Origin of the sequence: Bacillus sp. GMs2/2 (assembly GCF_050172095.1) — a bacterium.
Classification (GTDB): Bacteria; Bacillota; Bacilli; order Bacillales; family Bacillaceae_G; genus Bacillus_A; species Bacillus_A cereus.
This window is the reverse complement of the sequence record NZ_JBNLYE010000081.1, coordinates 1-16,285: the sequence shown is the minus strand read 5'-3', so window position 1 is coordinate 16,285 and position 16,285 is coordinate 1. Positions and strand designations below refer to the sequence as shown.

The following is a 16,285-nucleotide window of genomic DNA, read 5'->3' as shown; positions in this document are numbered from 1 at the left end:
GGATGGAAAAATCTATAATGTTATACATATAGGGAATAACATTATATCATTGGTAGATGAAAAAGATAATTTAGTAAATATTTCTCAAAAAAATTTTAAAACTCTGGATAAGGAAGGGGCTATTCAGTTTCTAAATCAGAATAATAGCATAGATGAACAACAAGAATATAGACAAACCCTGTTAGAAGGCGTTTCACCGAAGGCACTTGAGGAGGCCTATAGTCGATATAGATTACTGAAAGAACATAGTGAAGAAGGTAAAAATAACGAATATAGTAATAGAACGATACAAAGGTGGAAAAAGGCATTTGAAGAGGCTGAAAGATTATATGGAAATGGTTTTTTAGGTTTGCTACCAAAGAAACAACAAAGAGGAAATAGGATGCCGAAAATTGATACGGCTGTTCAAGATTTAATGAAAGAAGTTATAGAAAAGTATTATCATAATATTAAGCAAATGAGTGTAAAAGCTGTCTATGGTTTATTGATAGAGGAATGTAGAAAGAAAGGACTTAGTATTCCTAGTTATGTAACCTTTACAAAGTATGTTAATGGCTATTCAAGTTATGAAGTAGTAAAAAGCAGAAAAGGTAAAAGAGCTGCATATTCAAAAGAGCATTGGTATCTAGAGGGATATACCCCTAAACATGGTGATAGACCGTTTGAAATCGCACATATTGATCATACAGAATTAGATATTGAATTAGTTTTAATGAATGGGAAAGAAAAAGTGACTCGTAGGCCATATCTTACTTTACTAATAGACGCGTATTGTAGGAAAATTCTAGCTCATTACATAACTTTTGATTCCCCTAGTTATCGATCAATTATGATGGTTTTACGAGAGTGTGTAAGAAGGAATGGAAGGCTCCCAAACAATTTGGTAGTCGATGGAGGTAAAGAGTTTCATAGTTTATATTTTGATGTATTGTGTGCGCAATACAACATTAATAAAAAGGAAAGACCCCCAGCTAAGGCTAGATTTGGAAGTGTTATAGAGCGTTTGTTTGGAGTAGCTAATTCCTTATTTATACATAATTTACAAGGGAATACCCAATTAATGAAAGAGGTAAGAGTTGTTACAAAGGGTACAAATCCAAAAAACTCTGCAATTTGGACATTAGAAAAGTTAAATGCTTTATTTTATGAATGGATTGACTATTATGAGAATACAATACATGCTGGTCTAGGGACGACACCTAAAAAACAATTTGATATAGGAATTGCAATAGGAGGAAAGAGGGAGATGAATTTGATTTCATATGATCAAAGCTTCATTTTGTCAACTTTGCCATCGACACCTAGAGGGAAAGGTTTAGTGCAGCCTGGTAAAGGTGTTGTATTTAATAATGTTTGGTACTGGAATGAGGAATTTAAAAATCCGAAAATTGAAAAAACGAAGGTGAATTTAAAATATGATCCTTTTAATGTTGGAATTTTATACGCATATGTTAATAAGAAATGGGTTAAATGCATATCAGAATATTATTATCTCCTAGAGGGAAAAACACATAAACAATTACAAATAATTACCGAAGAGATTAGATATAAATTGGGTATTAAAGGAAGAATATCTCTTAAACAAATAGCAACGTTTATACCAACAATTGAAAGTCATGAAAAGGTAATGAAGCAAGCTATTATTGAACAAGAAAACCATAAATCTCGGAGTGCTATTGAAGAAATGTTGTTAGCAGAAGATACGACAGTTGAAAAGCCCATATCAAAATTTAGAGAAATAGATATGGATAATATTCCGAATTTTAAGATTGTGGAAAGCTAAGAAACAATCAAAAGAGAGGTGAGACTCTTGACGAAAGAACCTGTTATATTGATAGATGAACAAGCTTTAGACGAGAAAATTCAAAAGTTTAAACGAGTAAGGATTATTCATCCTAAAATGAAACAAGTAATGTCTGAACTGGAGTCATTGGTACGCAGGCCTTCTGGAAATGAAATCATTATGGTACTTGGGCCTTCTGGTGTTGGTAAATCAACACTTATACACGAATTAAGGAAAGAGATTATAAATGAGTTAATGGATGAATTAGAGAGAGATAAATCTATTATTCCATTTGTATCTGTAGAACTAATCTCTCCAGATAGTGGGGTTTTTAACTGGAAAGACTTTTATGTACGTGTACTACAAGCTATGGAAGAACCGTTGATTGATAAGAAAATTATCTATGAAGATGGAGGCGGAATAAAAAAGAAAACGAGGGTTCGAGAGGGAAGTTATTTTACTTCACCAGAGTTACGAAGATCTTTAGAAAATGCTTTTTATTATCGCAAACCTAAAGTGTTTATTATTGATGAAGCCCAACATTTTATTAAAGTTCCATCTGCAAGAAAATATTTAGATCAATTAGATTCGCTAAAATCTTTATCAAATTTAACGCAGGTGCCACAAATATTAGTGGGTACATACGAGTTGAAAAATTTTGTGAATTTAAATGGTCAATTAGCAAGAAGAACTGTAGATATTCAATTTCCCAGGTATGATTTATCTAATGAACAAGATTTTGTTAATTTTTTAGGAATTATTAAAGGGCTATTAGAGTGTCTTCCGATGGAGAAGAGTCCTGATTTATTAGATTATTGGGATTTCTTGTACGAGAGAACAATAGGGTGTGTAGGGATCTTAAAGGATTGGCTTACACGATCATTAAAACTAGCCTTAGAAAAGAATGAACATGTATTGGAAATTGGACATTTAAGACAAACAGCTATGTCTATAAATAAAATCTCTAAACTTGTGGATGAAGTTTCACAAGGTGAGTCCTGTTTTATGGAAAAGCAAGAAAAAATATTAGATGTGAGAGTAAAATTAGGTATAGATAATGAAAAGGTAAAAAGTAAAAAGAATGTAAGGAAAGGAAATGTAGGGGTTAGAAATCCTAAAAGGGATAAAGTGGGTGAAGTGGAAGGTGGAAATTAATTGTAGTATTACAGTGTTCGAAGAAAATCAGTATGAGGAGCTATTTCCAAAGAGAAGTGAATTTTATGGATTAGAACCTATGGGAAAAGGAACTGCATATTCAGAATGCCTAACCAGTTATATGTGCAGATTAGCTTATAGTCATAACATTAAGGTATCTACACTAATAAAATCAAAAATATATCCCAATTTAAATATATCCCCTTCTGTAACAAAGAAACATGAAAGCAAGATAAAAAAATTAATAGATGGTAAGTATGTTAATGGTATAGGGGTAACTACAAGAGAATATATAAGGATTCTTGAAAATCTTACGCAGAGGAATGATTTGAATGGGTTAACCATGTTGAATTGGTCTGCGATATTAAATAGGGTATTTTTAATCAATGAGAATAAAAGATGGTGTCCAGTATGTTTAAGTAGATGGAAAGATAAAAAACAAGCTATTTATGAACCGTTAATCTGGTGTTTAAAGACTTTGTCAATCTGTAATATTCACAAAATAAAATTACAAGAAGAGTGTTCAAACTGTAAACAAATAGTTCCTCATTTGACTGGGGATATGCAGCCGGGATATTGCCCTTCTTGTAAGGAGTTTCTTGGGAATAATGACTTATCTCAAAAAATTATCGATAAAGAAATTATTGAGCTAGAAGAGAAGGTTTTTAATAGCTATTCACAATTAATCAGCAGTAATTTTTCAACCCCAGTAACGCCTCTACGTAATTCTGTCAGTCGCTTTTTTAAAAGAATAATGAATGAGAACTCAAAAATTTCTATTGCAAACTTCGCGGGACAACTGAACTATAATAGGACGCGAGTCAATAACTGGTTCCATTATGGAATATTACCACCTATGCAGTTTTGGGGACAGATTTGTGAAATCCTCGATGTACCACTGAATGTGTTGCTTATAGAAAATGTTGATTTAGGAAGATTACAACCGTTATTACAAAAAAGAAAATATGAACATAAGGAAACAAAGCAATTAACTAAAAAAGAATTAAAGATATTAGAAAGTGTCTTTTTAAATCATTTAAATAATGAAAAGGTGGAACTGTCATTTAAAGAGATCGCTGAAATTAACGGTTATAGTCAACGGAGATTGCAATATCATTTTCCGAGGTTAAAAAGTACTATAGATGAAAGACATAAAATATATAAAGAACAAAAACGAAGAGATTCGCTTGAAAAGCAAATAAAAGAGATAGTTCTAGAAAAAAACAAATCGCATTTGGGATTGAATGCAACGTTGAAATTAGTAAATATTAGCGCTCCAACTGCTCGAAATCTTTTGCCAGACTTATGTGATGAAATCGTACTTAAGCATCAATTATACTTAAAAGAACAAAAAGAAAAAAGAATTCGGAGACAAAAAGAAGAGATTAGGAAAGTAATAATTGAGCTACATAACCAAGGGATAGTACCAACAAATCATATGATTCAAAAATATTCTTCTAAGCCTATAACCTTTATAAATGAAATTACTAGTGAATATTGTTGTGAGGTCAGAAAAGAGTTAGGTTATTAAAACTTAAAATGTTTTTGTTAGTATTACAGTTTTAACCTTGGATAAGCTTATATCTAAAATAACTCTAGCTTTTTTGAATGATAATGGGATAACACTACATAGCCATCAAGCTAAGATTAAGTAATGAGTTTTTGCTTTAGGTTACATTAGCCCCTGAATAAAATTATATCTTAGAATGTATAAGTTTATTAGGTGCTAAACAAAACTTATCCTAAGTTCAGCTTATGTTCTTCACAAATTTGTTTTGCCCCAAAGATAAAATTAGGAACTTGTTGAAAGCTGGTGTAGGGGTACAGTGCATGATTGTTTCTACTACCTCATTCAGTGAGAGACCAACATTAAATTGTGGTTCACATCCACCCTGTGTAGTTAATGATGCGATTGTAACCAATTGACGTTGAACCCTTCACGAAGATAAATATCACCAAAAGCGAATTCAAAAACATATTTACCGAGATTAGGTGCAATATCTTTTAGTGAATTTATAACACGTTGTCTGCCTTTTAATCTACTTCCATGAGTTTTTGCCAGCCACGCTGATAACGCAAAGCAATCTCCTTATTTTGTACTATAATAGATTGTATGGAAGAGATATTTACTATTAAACAAATTTCAAAAATGACAGGACTTACTGTACACACTTTGCTATACTACGAAAAAATTGGATTGCTTAATGAGGTTAGCCGAGATATCAATGGTTATCGTCAATATTCGGAATCTGATATTTCTTGGATTAATTTCTTAATTCGTTTAAGAGTAACGGAGATGTCGGTCACAGGCATGCAACGGTTTGCTGATTTGCGAAGTCAAGGTGAATCTACAATAAGTGCTAGACGAGAATTATTAGAAATACATCAAAATAAGGTCTTTAAAGAAATTAAAGAGTTGAAGGATCAGCTTGTGAAAATTGAAGAAAAGATTGATTATTATAAGGGGATGGAGGGACATAGGGAATAATCATTTTACATTATCATTTATGTCGAAGGTTTAGGGAAGCATCCATTGGAAAAACGCTACCTTTTCGTCCGAAAGATTTCTGGACGAAAAGGTAGCGTTTTTTATTTTAGGGGTATTAATTTTTTCTTAGTGTGATGACTATGGGGGTACCTTTATTAGGTATATACAGTGCATATCATTTTTTTGAACAAAACTGACCATCAAGCTACATAAAAAATAAATAATAACATTATGATTTAATTTATGGGTGTTAACGGACATTTTATGATTCGAAAACCAAGTTTGGGCCAAGTTATGATTTATTTCTTTTGGCTACTTACTTAATTTAATGCTAATACTAGGACATTTTATGATTTAATAGGTGGTCAATATATAATTTAATTTACAGTATAATATGAACCATAATTTTGCCAGGTTGGTGAGGTTATGGTTCTTTTTGTTTATGGAAAAGTTATAGTTCTAAAAATAGAATGTATCTAATTCTTTGGTTCTTTCACTTACATCCTCAATGTATCTTGTGTGCTATCCCTTAATGATCACAATTTTATCCCGTCAAAGCCTGAGTGGTGAGGACTGATAATTAGTGGGGATGAACATCCCTGTTTGATCAATTAATACTTCACTTTATTTGAATCTTCATATGTTTTGTGTTTTTATCCATACCTATTGTAAGATTATATAGAGTTCTCCTAATAAGCTGTTTTAATGGATTATTTAGGGGGGGAATTTGTAAATCATAAATTGTTTTTTCGGAATAATTTTTTATATAAATAAGTTATATTGAAGTAGAGGTGAACCATCGGTGAAGCAGGTGTTGGTGATTAAAAATGAACGGTCTTCAGCAAAGAAAATCGTAAGCGGTCTAACGCAAGAAGGCTATTTCATTTTAAAACTTCACAATGAAAACGAAGGTTTAAATATAATATATGAACAAGATTGGGATATTATCATATTGGATTGGGATTCATTAAGTATATCAGGACCAGAAATTTGCAGACAAATACGAATTGTTAAAACGACACCAATCATTATTGTGACCAACAATATTTCTAGCGAGGATTGCATAGCAGGGTTACAAGCAGGAGCAGATGATTATATTAGAAAACCATTTGTGAAGGAAGAATTAGTAGCGAGAGTTCAAGCTATTTTAAGAAGAAGTGACTATAACCAGCAAAATGAGACAAACTTTTTTCAGTTTAAAGATCTCTTTGTTGATGCATCTAGCAATATTGTGAAAAAAGGTGGCGAAAATCTCTCACTTACTAAGCGTGAGTACGATTTACTTGTATTTTTAATCAAAAACAAAAACACGATATTGAGCCGTGAAATGCTTTTGAATCAAGTTTGGGGATATAACGTAGTAGTAAATCCAAATGTAGTAGATTTATATATTGGGTATGTAAGAAAAAAGTTAAAGTGCGAGAAGAAAGATAGATATATTCAAACGATACATGGCAGAGGCTATTCAATGGTTGAATGATAAAAATAAGATAATAAAGTAGTTTCTGTGAAATATTAGCTATTACTGCGCGTATTTTGTAAGGGAAGGTCTCTGTCCCGTATTTGTTGAGAAAGTATTTAATGAAGGTTAATCAACAGTCCTGACCGCACATATTACTTTTTATGCTTGATTTTATGAATTCATACGATTCACAAGATTTTCACAGAATTAATGACTATACTAATTAACAGGATGTTCAAATGAAAATGATTATCAATAGCGATTCGATTGAATAAAAGTTACCTTCTAATTCAATCTATGGATGTCATCATTTTCGAAATAAATCACACTATAAGGAGTATACATATGAAAAAATCTATGCTTTTAAAATTAGTGAGTATTCTAGCAATTTTCACTTTAATGTTAGTGGCTTGCTCAGATTCAAGTAAAGAAACTTCGAAGGCTAATAATAAAGATAATGGTAGTGATAAGCCAAAAACGGTTGAAATCACTGATGCTCATGGAACTGTTAAAGTACCTGTAAACCCAAAGAATGTAGTTGCTTTGGATAACAGAACTTTTGAAACTTTATCTGATTGGGGAATTAAATTAGCGGCTGCTCCAAAGGATATCATGCCTGCTGATTCAGCATATAAAAAGGATGAAAAAGTTCAAAATATTGGGAATCACCGTGAACCAAATCTAGAAATTATTGCAGCGGCAAACCCTGATCTTGTAATCGTTGGTCAAAGATTTGCTGATCATTATGAAGAAATCAAAAAATTAGTGCCAAATGCAGCTGTTATTGATCTTAATTTTGATGTTTCTGAGAAGGCTACTAAGCCTGGAGAAAACTTAGTAAAAGGACTTAAAGATTCTACAACTACTTTAGGTAAAATCTTTGCTAAAGATAAAGAAGCTAAACAATTAGTAGCTGATTTCGATAAATCTATTGAAAAGGCAAAATCTGCTTATAACGGAAAAGATAAAGTTATGAGTGTTATCGTTACTGGTGGAAATATTGGCTTTGCTGCGCCGCACTCTGGTCGCGTTTGGGGACCTATGTATGACATTTTCGGTTGGACTCCAGCATTAGAAGTTTCGAATTCTACTGCAGGTCATAAAGGTGATGACGTTTCTGTTGAAGCTATTGCACAAACAAATCCTGATTGGCTTTTCGTTTTAGATCGTGATGCTGCAACATCTGATGCAGCTAAGTCAGCTCCAGCTAAGGATGTTATTTCTAAATCACCAGCTCTTCAAAACACAACTGCTGTTTCTAAAAAACAAGTTATTTATGCACCAGAAGATACTTACACAAATGAATCAATTCAAACTTATATAGAGTTATTTGGAGATCTTGCAAAAACTTTAGCTAAGTAGTGTAAAGGGGTACGAAGCAGTGTCAAAAAATATGATTTCTAGGGTTGAGAATATTTCTCAACCCCAGTTTTATAATCAAAATAAAATATGGACAAAACCTTTTATAATAGCAGTTATAGTTGTTATAATTTTAGGGATTATATCACTGTTTACTGGAGTTTATGATATACGTGGACAAGAGGACGGAATGGAGATGTTTTTCATCACTCGTGTTCCGAGAACGGTTGCATTAATGCTTACTGGAGCTGCGATGGCAATGGCAGGGCTCGTCATGCAACTTATTACACAGAATCGTTTTGTTGAACCTACTACAACGGGGACGATTGAATGGTCAGGCTTAGGCCTGCTTTTTGTGTATTTACTATTTCCTGCCCCGACTTTAGTTCAAAGAATGACTGGTGCAATCATTTTTTCTTTTATAGGAACTATGATTTTCTTTTTATTTTTAAGAAGAGTTAAGCTTCGTTCGTCTTTAATTGTCCCGATTATTGGATTGATGCTTGGAGCAGTTATTTCTGCAGTGTCTACTTTTTTAGGACTCCTTTTTCAAAAGACGCAAAGTATTGAAACTTGGTTTGTCGGTTCATTTGCTAACGTTCAGGTCGGAAGATATGAATATTTATGGCTGATTGTTATCATTACTTTTCTTATTTTTATGTATGCTAATAGATTGACTTTAGCTGGACTAGGAGAAGATGTCGCAACAAGTCTTGGAGTTAATTACAATAGAATTGTTCTTTTTGGGACTGCTCTTATCTCTGTTGCAGTTGGAATTGTTGCAGCTGTTATTGGACACTTACCTTTCTTAGGATTAATTGTGCCAAATATCGTTTCAATGTTTAGAGGTGATGATCTTAGGAGTAATTTACCTTGGGTTTGTGTGATCGGAATGGGATCAATAACTGCCTGTGACATCATTTCTCGAACAATTATACAGCCTTTTGAATTACCTGTTTCTTTAATACTTGCAACAGTGGGAGCAGTCGTGTTTATTACTATTTTATTGAGAAAAAGAAAACCAAGGAGGCTACGATGATCACATTAGAATATAGAAAAAAAGAAAATGTCGAGATCGATTCTAGCCTTCATAATGAAAGTAGATCAGCTAGCGCTTTTCGGTCTAAGAAGGAAGCAAGACGTTATTGGATTTTACTGATAACATTGATTGCTTTAGGTCTTCTTTCTTCATATGGACTTTTAGTTTATAACAATCCAGTTCCGCTAGATTCACCTTCTTTTATCCCAGTCGTTAAGAGAAGGATAGTAGCTATTGTTGCAATGATTATTGCTGCGGTTTGCCATAGCTTGTCGACAGTTGCTTTCCAATCTATTACGAATAATAAAATTATTACTCCTTCACTTTTAGGTTTCGAATCACTTTATTCAGCAATTCAAACGAGTACAGTATTCTTCTTTGGTGCTAGTGCGTTAATAAATTTTAATGGAATTGGATCATTTTTATTCCAAGTTGTTGTTATGGTCTTCATGAGTTTAATACTTTATGGATGGTTACTTTCCGGTAAATACGGGAATTTACAACTTATGCTTTTAGTTGGAATTATTATTGGTACCGGGCTAAATTCTGTGTCAACTTTCATGAGAAAACTACTTGCGCCTTCAGAATTTGATATTTTACAAGCAAGATTATTTGGTTCTGTTAATCATGCAGATCCTGCATATTTTCCTATTGTAATTCCTATGATCATAATTGTAGCGGTATTAATTTTTGCTCATTCTAAGAATTTGAATGTTTTGTCACTAGGAAAAGATGTTGCTACTTCTTTTGGAGTTAAATATCAACCTAGTGTAATTTATACGCTTGTATTAGTAGCTATTTTGATGTCTATTTCAACAGCTCTAATTGGGCCACTTACTTTCTACGGCTTTTTAGTAGCAACTTTGAGTTATCAGGCAGCGGCAACTTATGATCATAGATATATTTTTCCGATGGCTTTTGCTATAGGATTTTTAATAATGACGAGCGCATACTTTTTAATGTATCATGTATTCCATGCTCAAGGTGTAGTTTCAGTTATTATTGAATTATTTGGTGGAATTATATTCTTAACTATAGTTTTAAGGAAGAGGGCTTTATGATAAAAATTGATAATGTTAAAAAGTTCTATACTGATAAGGTAAAAATAGGACCTTTGGATATTGAAATACCAAAAGCAGGCTTTACTTCTTTAATTGGACCAAATGGCGCTGGAAAGTCCACGACACTTTTGATGATTGGCAGACTTTTAGATATGGATGAAGGCCAAATTCAGGTAGCAAATATGGATGTTTCTGAATCCAAATCAAAAGACTTAGCAAAAGTTTTGACTATATTGCGACAAGAAAATCATTTTGTAACTAGGCTTACAGTTAGACAATTAGTTGGATTTGGGCGCTTTCCTTATTCAAAGGGAAGATTGACTAAAGAAGATGAGGTTATCATTTCTAAATATATCGATTTCTTAGATTTAACTAGTTTAGAGAATAGATATTTAGATGAGCTTTCTGGTGGTCAAAGACAAAGGGCATATGTAGCGATGGTATTGTGCCAAGAGACGGAATATGTACTTTTGGACGAACCTCTGAACAACCTTGATGTTGCTCGTTCTGTTCAAATGATGGAGCATTTAAGACGTGCAGCTAATGAATTTGGAAGAACAATTTTGACTGTCATGCATGACATAAATTTTGCAGCTAAATACTCGGATAAAATTTGTGCTATGAAAGATGGACAAATTGCTGCTTTTGGAACAGTAGAAGAGGTTATGGACTCAACACTTTTGACAGATATTTTTGAAACAAAAATAGAAATTATTAATGGTCCTTATGGGCCAATCGCAGTTTATTAGTTATAAAATGCCTTGCGTAGATTATGCAAGACACTCTAGTTGAAGTTGCTGTCTGTATTTTATAGGCAGCAGCTTTTTTTATGTGATTACTCATAAAATGCAGAAGAATGCTTCACCTTTTCAAGTATGTACTAAACGAAAAAAATATCCCTGTATAACTTTTTAAAAGAGTTCAGCTTGTTTTTTGATATGTAATATTGCATATCAGAGTGTATTGATAAAAGTGTAAGGGGTCACTATAATGAGGGCATAAAGATAAATCACATTTTCGTAGCAATAAAAAGGAGGAAATAATATGGAAATCGCAATGGCAGTTTTAAAATTTGTAGGTGGCGTAATCCCGTTAATTCAAGAACTTTTAAAAGCATTTATGTAAATTTATTAGTTAGCAATCATTATCATATTTTACTAAAAAAAGAACGGGGTGATTTTTCTGAATATTAAGAAAAACACTAAAAGAAGAAAGTTCCTTACATGTTTATTAGTTAGTCTATGCACTATTAATTATTCATCTATTTCCTTCGCAGAAACACAAGCAAGTAATGTAACTGATGTAACCAAAAATGCTAGTGGCATTAATACTGGTATAGCAAATCTTAAATATAATAATCAAGAGGTTTTAGCTGTAAATGGTGATAAAGTAGAAAGTTTTGTTCCGAAAGAAAGTATCAATTCAAATGGTAAATTTGTAGTAGTGGAACGTGAAAAAAAATCACTTACAACGTCACCAGTCGATATTTCAATTATTGATTCTGTAGTGAATCGTACGTATCCAGGAGCTGTACAACTTGCAAATAAAGCTTTTGCAGACAATCAACCGAGTTTATTAGTGGCTAAGAGAAAGCCTTTGAATATTAGTATAGACTTACCGGGCATGAGAAAAGAAAATACAATCACTGTCCAAAATCCGACATATGGTAATGTAGCTGGAGCGGTAGATGATTTAGTATCTACTTGGAATGAAAAGTATTCTACAACACATACGTTACCTGTAAGAATGCAGTATACGGAATCTATGGTTTATAGTAAATCACAAATTGCAAGTGCTCTTAATGTTAACGCTAAATATCTTGATAACAGTCTAAATATTGATTTTAATGCAGTTGCAAATGGAGAGAAAAAAGTGATGGTAGCGGCGTATAAGCAAATATTTTATACGGTAAGTGCTGAACTACCTAACAATCCATCTGACCTTTTTGATAATAGTGTTACTTTTGACGAGTTAACTCGAAAAGGCGTAAGTAATTCGGCTCCACCTGTTATGGTTTCAAATGTAGCTTATGGTAGAACGATTTATGTAAAATTAGAAACAACATCTAAGAGCAAAGATGTACAAGCTGCTTTTAAAGCCTTACTTAAGAATAACAGCGTTGAAACGAGTGGACAGTATAAAGATATTTTTGAAGAAAGTACCTTTACTGCTGTAGTATTAGGCGGAGATGCGAAAGAGCATAACAAGGTTGTTACTAAAGATTTCAATGAAATCCGAAATATCATTAAAGATAATGCTGAATTAAGTCTTAAAAATCCAGCATACCCAATTTCATATACAAGTACTTTCTTAAAAGATAATGCAACTGCTGCTGTTCATAACAATACAGATTATATTGAGACGACAACTACAGAATATTCAAGTGCTAAAATGACACTTGATCATTACGGTGCTTACGTTGCTCAATTTGATGTATCTTGGGATGAATTCACATTTGACCAAAAGGGTAACGAAGTATTAACACATAAAACGTGGGATGGTAGCGGAAAAGACAAAACGGCTCATTACTCTACAGTTATCCCTCTTCCACCGAACTCAAAAAATATAAAAATTGTAGCAAGAGAATGTACAGGTCTTGCATGGGAATGGTGGAGAACAATTATTAATGAACAAAATGTTCCATTAACAAATGAAATAAAAGTTTCAATTGGAGGAACAACATTATACCCAACAGCTAGTATTAGTCATTAAGTATAAAAAAAGCGTCCTATAAGTAGGGCGCTTTTTACTTGGTCACAAATTTTATTTTGTATCGGTATGTTTTTAAGTTTTGTAAATCATCAACTATAAGGTGGGAATATTGTGCAGACGAAAAGCTATATGTTTTTCGTCTTTTCGTTCTCTTGCTTAATAAGAAAGATCCTGTAACTCAGTACAGGATCTTTAATCAAACGTTTTTAAAAGCTAAATTGTGGTTTCATATCACCTTTATAAGGTTCATGTTCAACGAATATAGTTATATCGTTACCAGCTTGGTCTTTACCAGTTCTTTTATACGTAAATTTATTTTTATTTAGTTCAGTAAGTTCAAGAGCAGCACCGTATTTGTTATTTCCAATTGAAACATGGGCTCTTATTTTATTTTCGTGTACAACATCGAAGTAGCCATAATCACCGCGGCTTTGACCTGTTTCGCTATTGAAGAACTCATATTTATTAGATTTGTCATCAAATTTTGCTAGACTTATAAAATTCGAATTAAACTGTGTTACATCGTTACCAGTTTCGTCTAATACCTTTGTTCCGTGCCAAAGGGTACCGCCTAAAATTTTATCTCCATCAACGTTTTTAACAATATCTCCTGTAGTCGTGTTCAGCTGCTTGTCCGGATCAGTGAAAGAAAGTTCTTTTTCTTTATATGGAACATGTTCAACGAAAACTTCTACATCTTTACCGTTAGCGTCTTTCCCCATTCGTTTATAAGTAAATACATTTTTATTTAGTTTTGTCATGTCAACGACAGCTTGATACTTCATTGATTCTGAAATTAATATTCTTTTTTTTCCATCATTTGTGATAAAGAAAGTTCCTTTATCGCCACGACTTGCACCTGTTTTAGCATCAAAAAATTCATATCTGCCTGACTTCGCATCATATTTTGCAAGACCGATGAAGTTTGCATTCTCTTTTGTTAAGTCATTCTTATCTTTGTCATACACTCGTGTACCTTGCCAATTTGTCTCGCTAAGAATATTAGCCATTTTTTGCCCTTTAGTTAATTTATTTTCCTTTTTTGTTTCTTTAGCAACTTGTTCTTGCTTTTGTTTCCCATGATTTTCTTCAGCTTTAGTACCAGCACACCCTGTTAATGCTAATGTGAATCCGAGCAGTATGGATGATAGTGTTTTTGTTTTTTTGTTCATGTTTTATCGTCTCCTTATTTTATGATTTTAGGTAGTACGGTTAGCGATTATAGTAGCAGTGCGTCATATACGAACTTAGTTGCTACGTTTCTTATGTTAATACTCGACTATAAACTGCCTCTAAATAAAACATTAAAAAAAGATAAACTAATTCCTAAAATTTTTTCATACTTATAAAAAATCGCTAGTTTGCTGTAGTGCCTACGAGTAATCCAAAAAATACATTGTAAAGAAGAAGGAAAGCCGCTAATAATAATGTAATTGCTAATATAGCTAATCGATTGTAGTACAAAACTTTTGAGAAAAACTGTAGGGGTGGTGTTTTTGTAGGATTCTTTCGTTAGCAATCGGTTGTACATCATCATAAATTTGAACACCTACTGTATCGGGTAAGAAGAAAGTAGCCCCTTCATTGTTCGCAATATGTTGTACGTGAATAACTGTTTTATGTTTTTCACGAAATGCTTTCAAAACTTCTTTCGCTTTTTGTGCGGCTTTTTCAGGTTAATGTAATTCCATATTGCCACCTTCAAAGTAATCATTTTGTATGTCTACTAATAGCAACGCTTCGTTCATCGTTATGCCCTCATACTTAGTGATTCAGCACGTTATTTGTACTGTACCGTTATTATATAAATTGTAGCTATGCGGAAGTAATAACGTTGTGAAACGATTTTGGGGTATATAGTTTCAGTGTGAAAAAAGTGAAAGTTGCTATAAGTACAAATGGATTTTGTGGACTTCACGGCAAAGTTATAGATAGAGTGGCATTGCAGGGTTAAAAACCATAACTTTGCTGGAGGAGCGGGTTATGGTTTTTTTATGAGGAAATACGATTTTAAGTTTTTGCTGAAGGTGTTTTTCTAGGATATGCTGTGAGTGATTGGAGTGAGGTAGTGTCAGATATTGTCGACCGATCGATATATTGGAAAAATCGTTGATATATTGTGAGTTGTGATAGATATATTGGAAAAATCGTTGATATATTGTGAGTTATGATAGATATATTGAAAAAATCGTTGATATATTTGTAAAGGGGTGTTTGAGGTGATTGTGAAAGAAAGAAAAATGCCGATTTATATAAGACAGTTAGAAGCACTGCTTAGAAGGTTACCTGTACATCATCCAAAACGAAATTTAATTGGAGAAAACTTGGCAAAACACATGGCGGGGTATAAAGGGGAGCAAGCAATTGATTATCCACTTAGTTTTATTTCTGAGAAAGAGTATAGTGTTTTACATGATGTTCGCTTATCTAATCATGATCAATACTTTCAAATTGATACTATTATCATTTCCACAAAGTTTCTTCTTTTTCTTGAGATAAAAAATATAGCAGGTACATTAATGTTTGATGCAAAGTTTAATCAACTTATCCGAATAACAGAAGGAAATTCAGAGGGATTTCCAGATCCGGTTTTACAAATAAAAAGGCAAGAAATACAATTAAAGAAATGGTTAAGCTTACATGGATTTTCCTCTAGTCTTCCAATTGAGTCTCTCGTTGTTATTAGCTCGCCTCGTACCATTATAAAATCTTCAGATGACAATCTTCTTCATACAATTATTCATAGTGCAAATTTACCTCATAAAATAAAGTGGTTTGAAAGTAAATATAAGAGAAAAGTTATAGATAATGTAGATAGGCTCATTCATCAAATAATAACGGAGCATTCTCCACTTCAACAAAATATACTTGAGCAATATAAAATAGAAAAAGAGGAGTTGTTAAATGGAGTACAATGTGAGAAATGCTTAGTTATTCCAATGGTTAAAGTGAAGAAGGGCTGGCGTTGTACAAGTTGTAAAGATTTTTCAAAAGTGGCACATGAGGATGCTATACGAGATTATGCATTGCTTATTAGTACGACATGTACGAACGGTAATTTGAAAGAGTTTCTCCATGTTTCGTCGGGTATGGTTGTAAACAGAATTCTCCACACACTAAATCTCCCCTACACTGGCAACAACAAAGGACGAATATATGATTTAACTTCTTTCCAATCGTAATTTTGCTATAATAAATAAGTACTTATACGAAGGGGAGTCTAAAG

The 16,285-nt window shown here is 32.9% G+C and carries 12 protein-coding genes and 2 pseudogenes; 11 read left to right on the top strand and 3 right to left on the bottom strand.

The genetic code is table 11. The features are described from left to right. The 3 genes from ACQGS6_RS12805 to ACQGS6_RS12795 form a co-directional block, all read left to right on the top strand. Positions 1-1,783, top strand: a 1,783-nt coding sequence (locus ACQGS6_RS12805) for a Mu transposase C-terminal domain-containing protein (protein ID WP_426965196.1), incomplete at its 5' end; no start/stop codon positions are given. A 27-nt stretch (positions 1,784-1,810) separates the two neighbouring features. Further along, a complete protein-coding gene (locus ACQGS6_RS12800; protein WP_257149185.1) occupies positions 1,811-2,938 on the top strand; it encodes a TniB family NTP-binding protein in 1,128 nt (375 codons plus the stop codon). Between the two features lie 13 nt (positions 2,939-2,951). Then, the gene (locus tag ACQGS6_RS12795) at positions 2,952-4,469 is read left to right on the top strand and encodes a TniQ family protein (RefSeq protein ID WP_179885246.1); all 1,518 of its coding nucleotides are present in this window, start codon (positions 2,952-2,954) and stop codon (positions 4,467-4,469) included. 206 nt (positions 4,470-4,675) lie between these two features. On the opposite strand, the pseudogene ACQGS6_RS12790 reads toward ACQGS6_RS12795, so the two are convergent. Then, a pseudogene (locus ACQGS6_RS12790) lies at positions 4,676-4,987 on the bottom strand (carboxymuconolactone decarboxylase family protein). Between the two features lie 64 nt (positions 4,988-5,051). Between ACQGS6_RS12790 and ACQGS6_RS12785 the strand changes: the two are divergent. From ACQGS6_RS12785 to alo, 7 genes are all read left to right on the top strand, one after another. Continuing rightward, positions 5,052-5,426, top strand: a complete 375-nt coding sequence (locus ACQGS6_RS12785) for a MerR family transcriptional regulator (RefSeq protein WP_098398068.1) — start codon at positions 5,052-5,054, stop codon at positions 5,424-5,426. A gap of 802 nt (positions 5,427-6,228) precedes the next feature. Further along, positions 6,229-6,906 (top strand): response regulator transcription factor, encoded by a 678-nt coding sequence (locus ACQGS6_RS12780; protein WP_426965195.1) that lies wholly within the window; start codon positions 6,229-6,231, stop codon positions 6,904-6,906. A gap of 327 nt (positions 6,907-7,233) precedes the next feature. Further along, a complete protein-coding gene (locus tag ACQGS6_RS12775) occupies positions 7,234-8,250 on the top strand; it encodes a siderophore ABC transporter substrate-binding protein (RefSeq protein WP_025966853.1) in 1,017 nt (338 codons plus the stop codon). A gap of 19 nt (positions 8,251-8,269) precedes the next feature. Continuing rightward, positions 8,270-9,286 carry an ABC transporter permease gene (locus ACQGS6_RS12770; protein ID WP_242785217.1) on the top strand — a complete coding sequence of 339 codons (1,017 nt, stop codon included), beginning with the start codon at positions 8,270-8,272 and terminating at the stop codon, positions 9,284-9,286. After that, complete coding sequence (locus ACQGS6_RS12765) at positions 9,283-10,347, top strand: iron chelate uptake ABC transporter family permease subunit (RefSeq protein WP_048558127.1); 1,065 nt, start codon at positions 9,283-9,285, stop codon at positions 10,345-10,347. The genes ACQGS6_RS12770 and ACQGS6_RS12765 overlap by 4 nt, the downstream gene beginning before the upstream one ends. Further along, positions 10,344-11,096, top strand: a complete 753-nt coding sequence (locus tag ACQGS6_RS12760) for an ABC transporter ATP-binding protein (RefSeq protein WP_000590071.1) — start codon at positions 10,344-10,346, stop codon at positions 11,094-11,096. The genes ACQGS6_RS12765 and ACQGS6_RS12760 overlap by 4 nt, the downstream gene beginning before the upstream one ends. A gap of 424 nt (positions 11,097-11,520) precedes the next feature. Next, complete coding sequence (gene alo, locus ACQGS6_RS12755) at positions 11,521-13,059, top strand: anthrolysin O/cereolysin O family cholesterol-dependent cytolysin Alo (protein ID WP_426965194.1); 1,539 nt, start codon at positions 11,521-11,523, stop codon at positions 13,057-13,059. A 206-nt stretch (positions 13,060-13,265) separates the two neighbouring features. On the opposite strand, the gene ACQGS6_RS12750 is transcribed toward alo, so the two are convergent. After that, positions 13,266-14,231 (bottom strand): DUF4822 domain-containing protein, encoded by a 966-nt coding sequence (locus ACQGS6_RS12750; protein WP_074624902.1) that lies wholly within the window; start codon positions 14,229-14,231, stop codon positions 13,266-13,268. Between the two features lie 303 nt (positions 14,232-14,534). Next, a pseudogene (locus ACQGS6_RS12745) lies at positions 14,535-14,807 on the bottom strand (isochorismatase family protein); the annotation flags it as partial. Between the two features lie 477 nt (positions 14,808-15,284). On the opposite strand from ACQGS6_RS12745, the gene ACQGS6_RS12740 reads away from it, so the two are divergent. Next, positions 15,285-16,241: a nuclease-related domain-containing protein gene (locus ACQGS6_RS12740; RefSeq protein WP_002184034.1), complete on the top strand. Its 957-nt coding sequence runs from the start codon at positions 15,285-15,287 to the stop codon at positions 16,239-16,241. The last annotated feature ends 44 nt before the right edge of the window (positions 16,242-16,285 follow it).

What these genes read in the sequence shown, in the direction of transcription:
- ACQGS6_RS12785 (WP_098398068.1), top strand. Translation starts at nt 5,052, where the DNA reads ATGGAAGAGATATTTACTATTAAACAAATTTCAAAAATGACAGGACTT.
- ACQGS6_RS12775 (WP_025966853.1), top strand. Translation starts at nt 7,234, where the DNA reads ATGAAAAAATCTATGCTTTTAAAATTAGTGAGTATTCTAGCAATTTTC.
- ACQGS6_RS12765 (WP_048558127.1), top strand. Translation starts at nt 9,283, where the DNA reads ATGATCACATTAGAATATAGAAAAAAAGAAAATGTCGAGATCGATTCT.
- ACQGS6_RS12760 (WP_000590071.1), top strand. Translation starts at nt 10,344, where the DNA reads ATGATAAAAATTGATAATGTTAAAAAGTTCTATACTGATAAGGTAAAA.
- ACQGS6_RS12750 (WP_074624902.1), bottom strand. Translation starts at nt 14,231, where the DNA reads ATGAACAAAAAAACAAAAACACTATCATCCATACTGCTCGGATTCACA.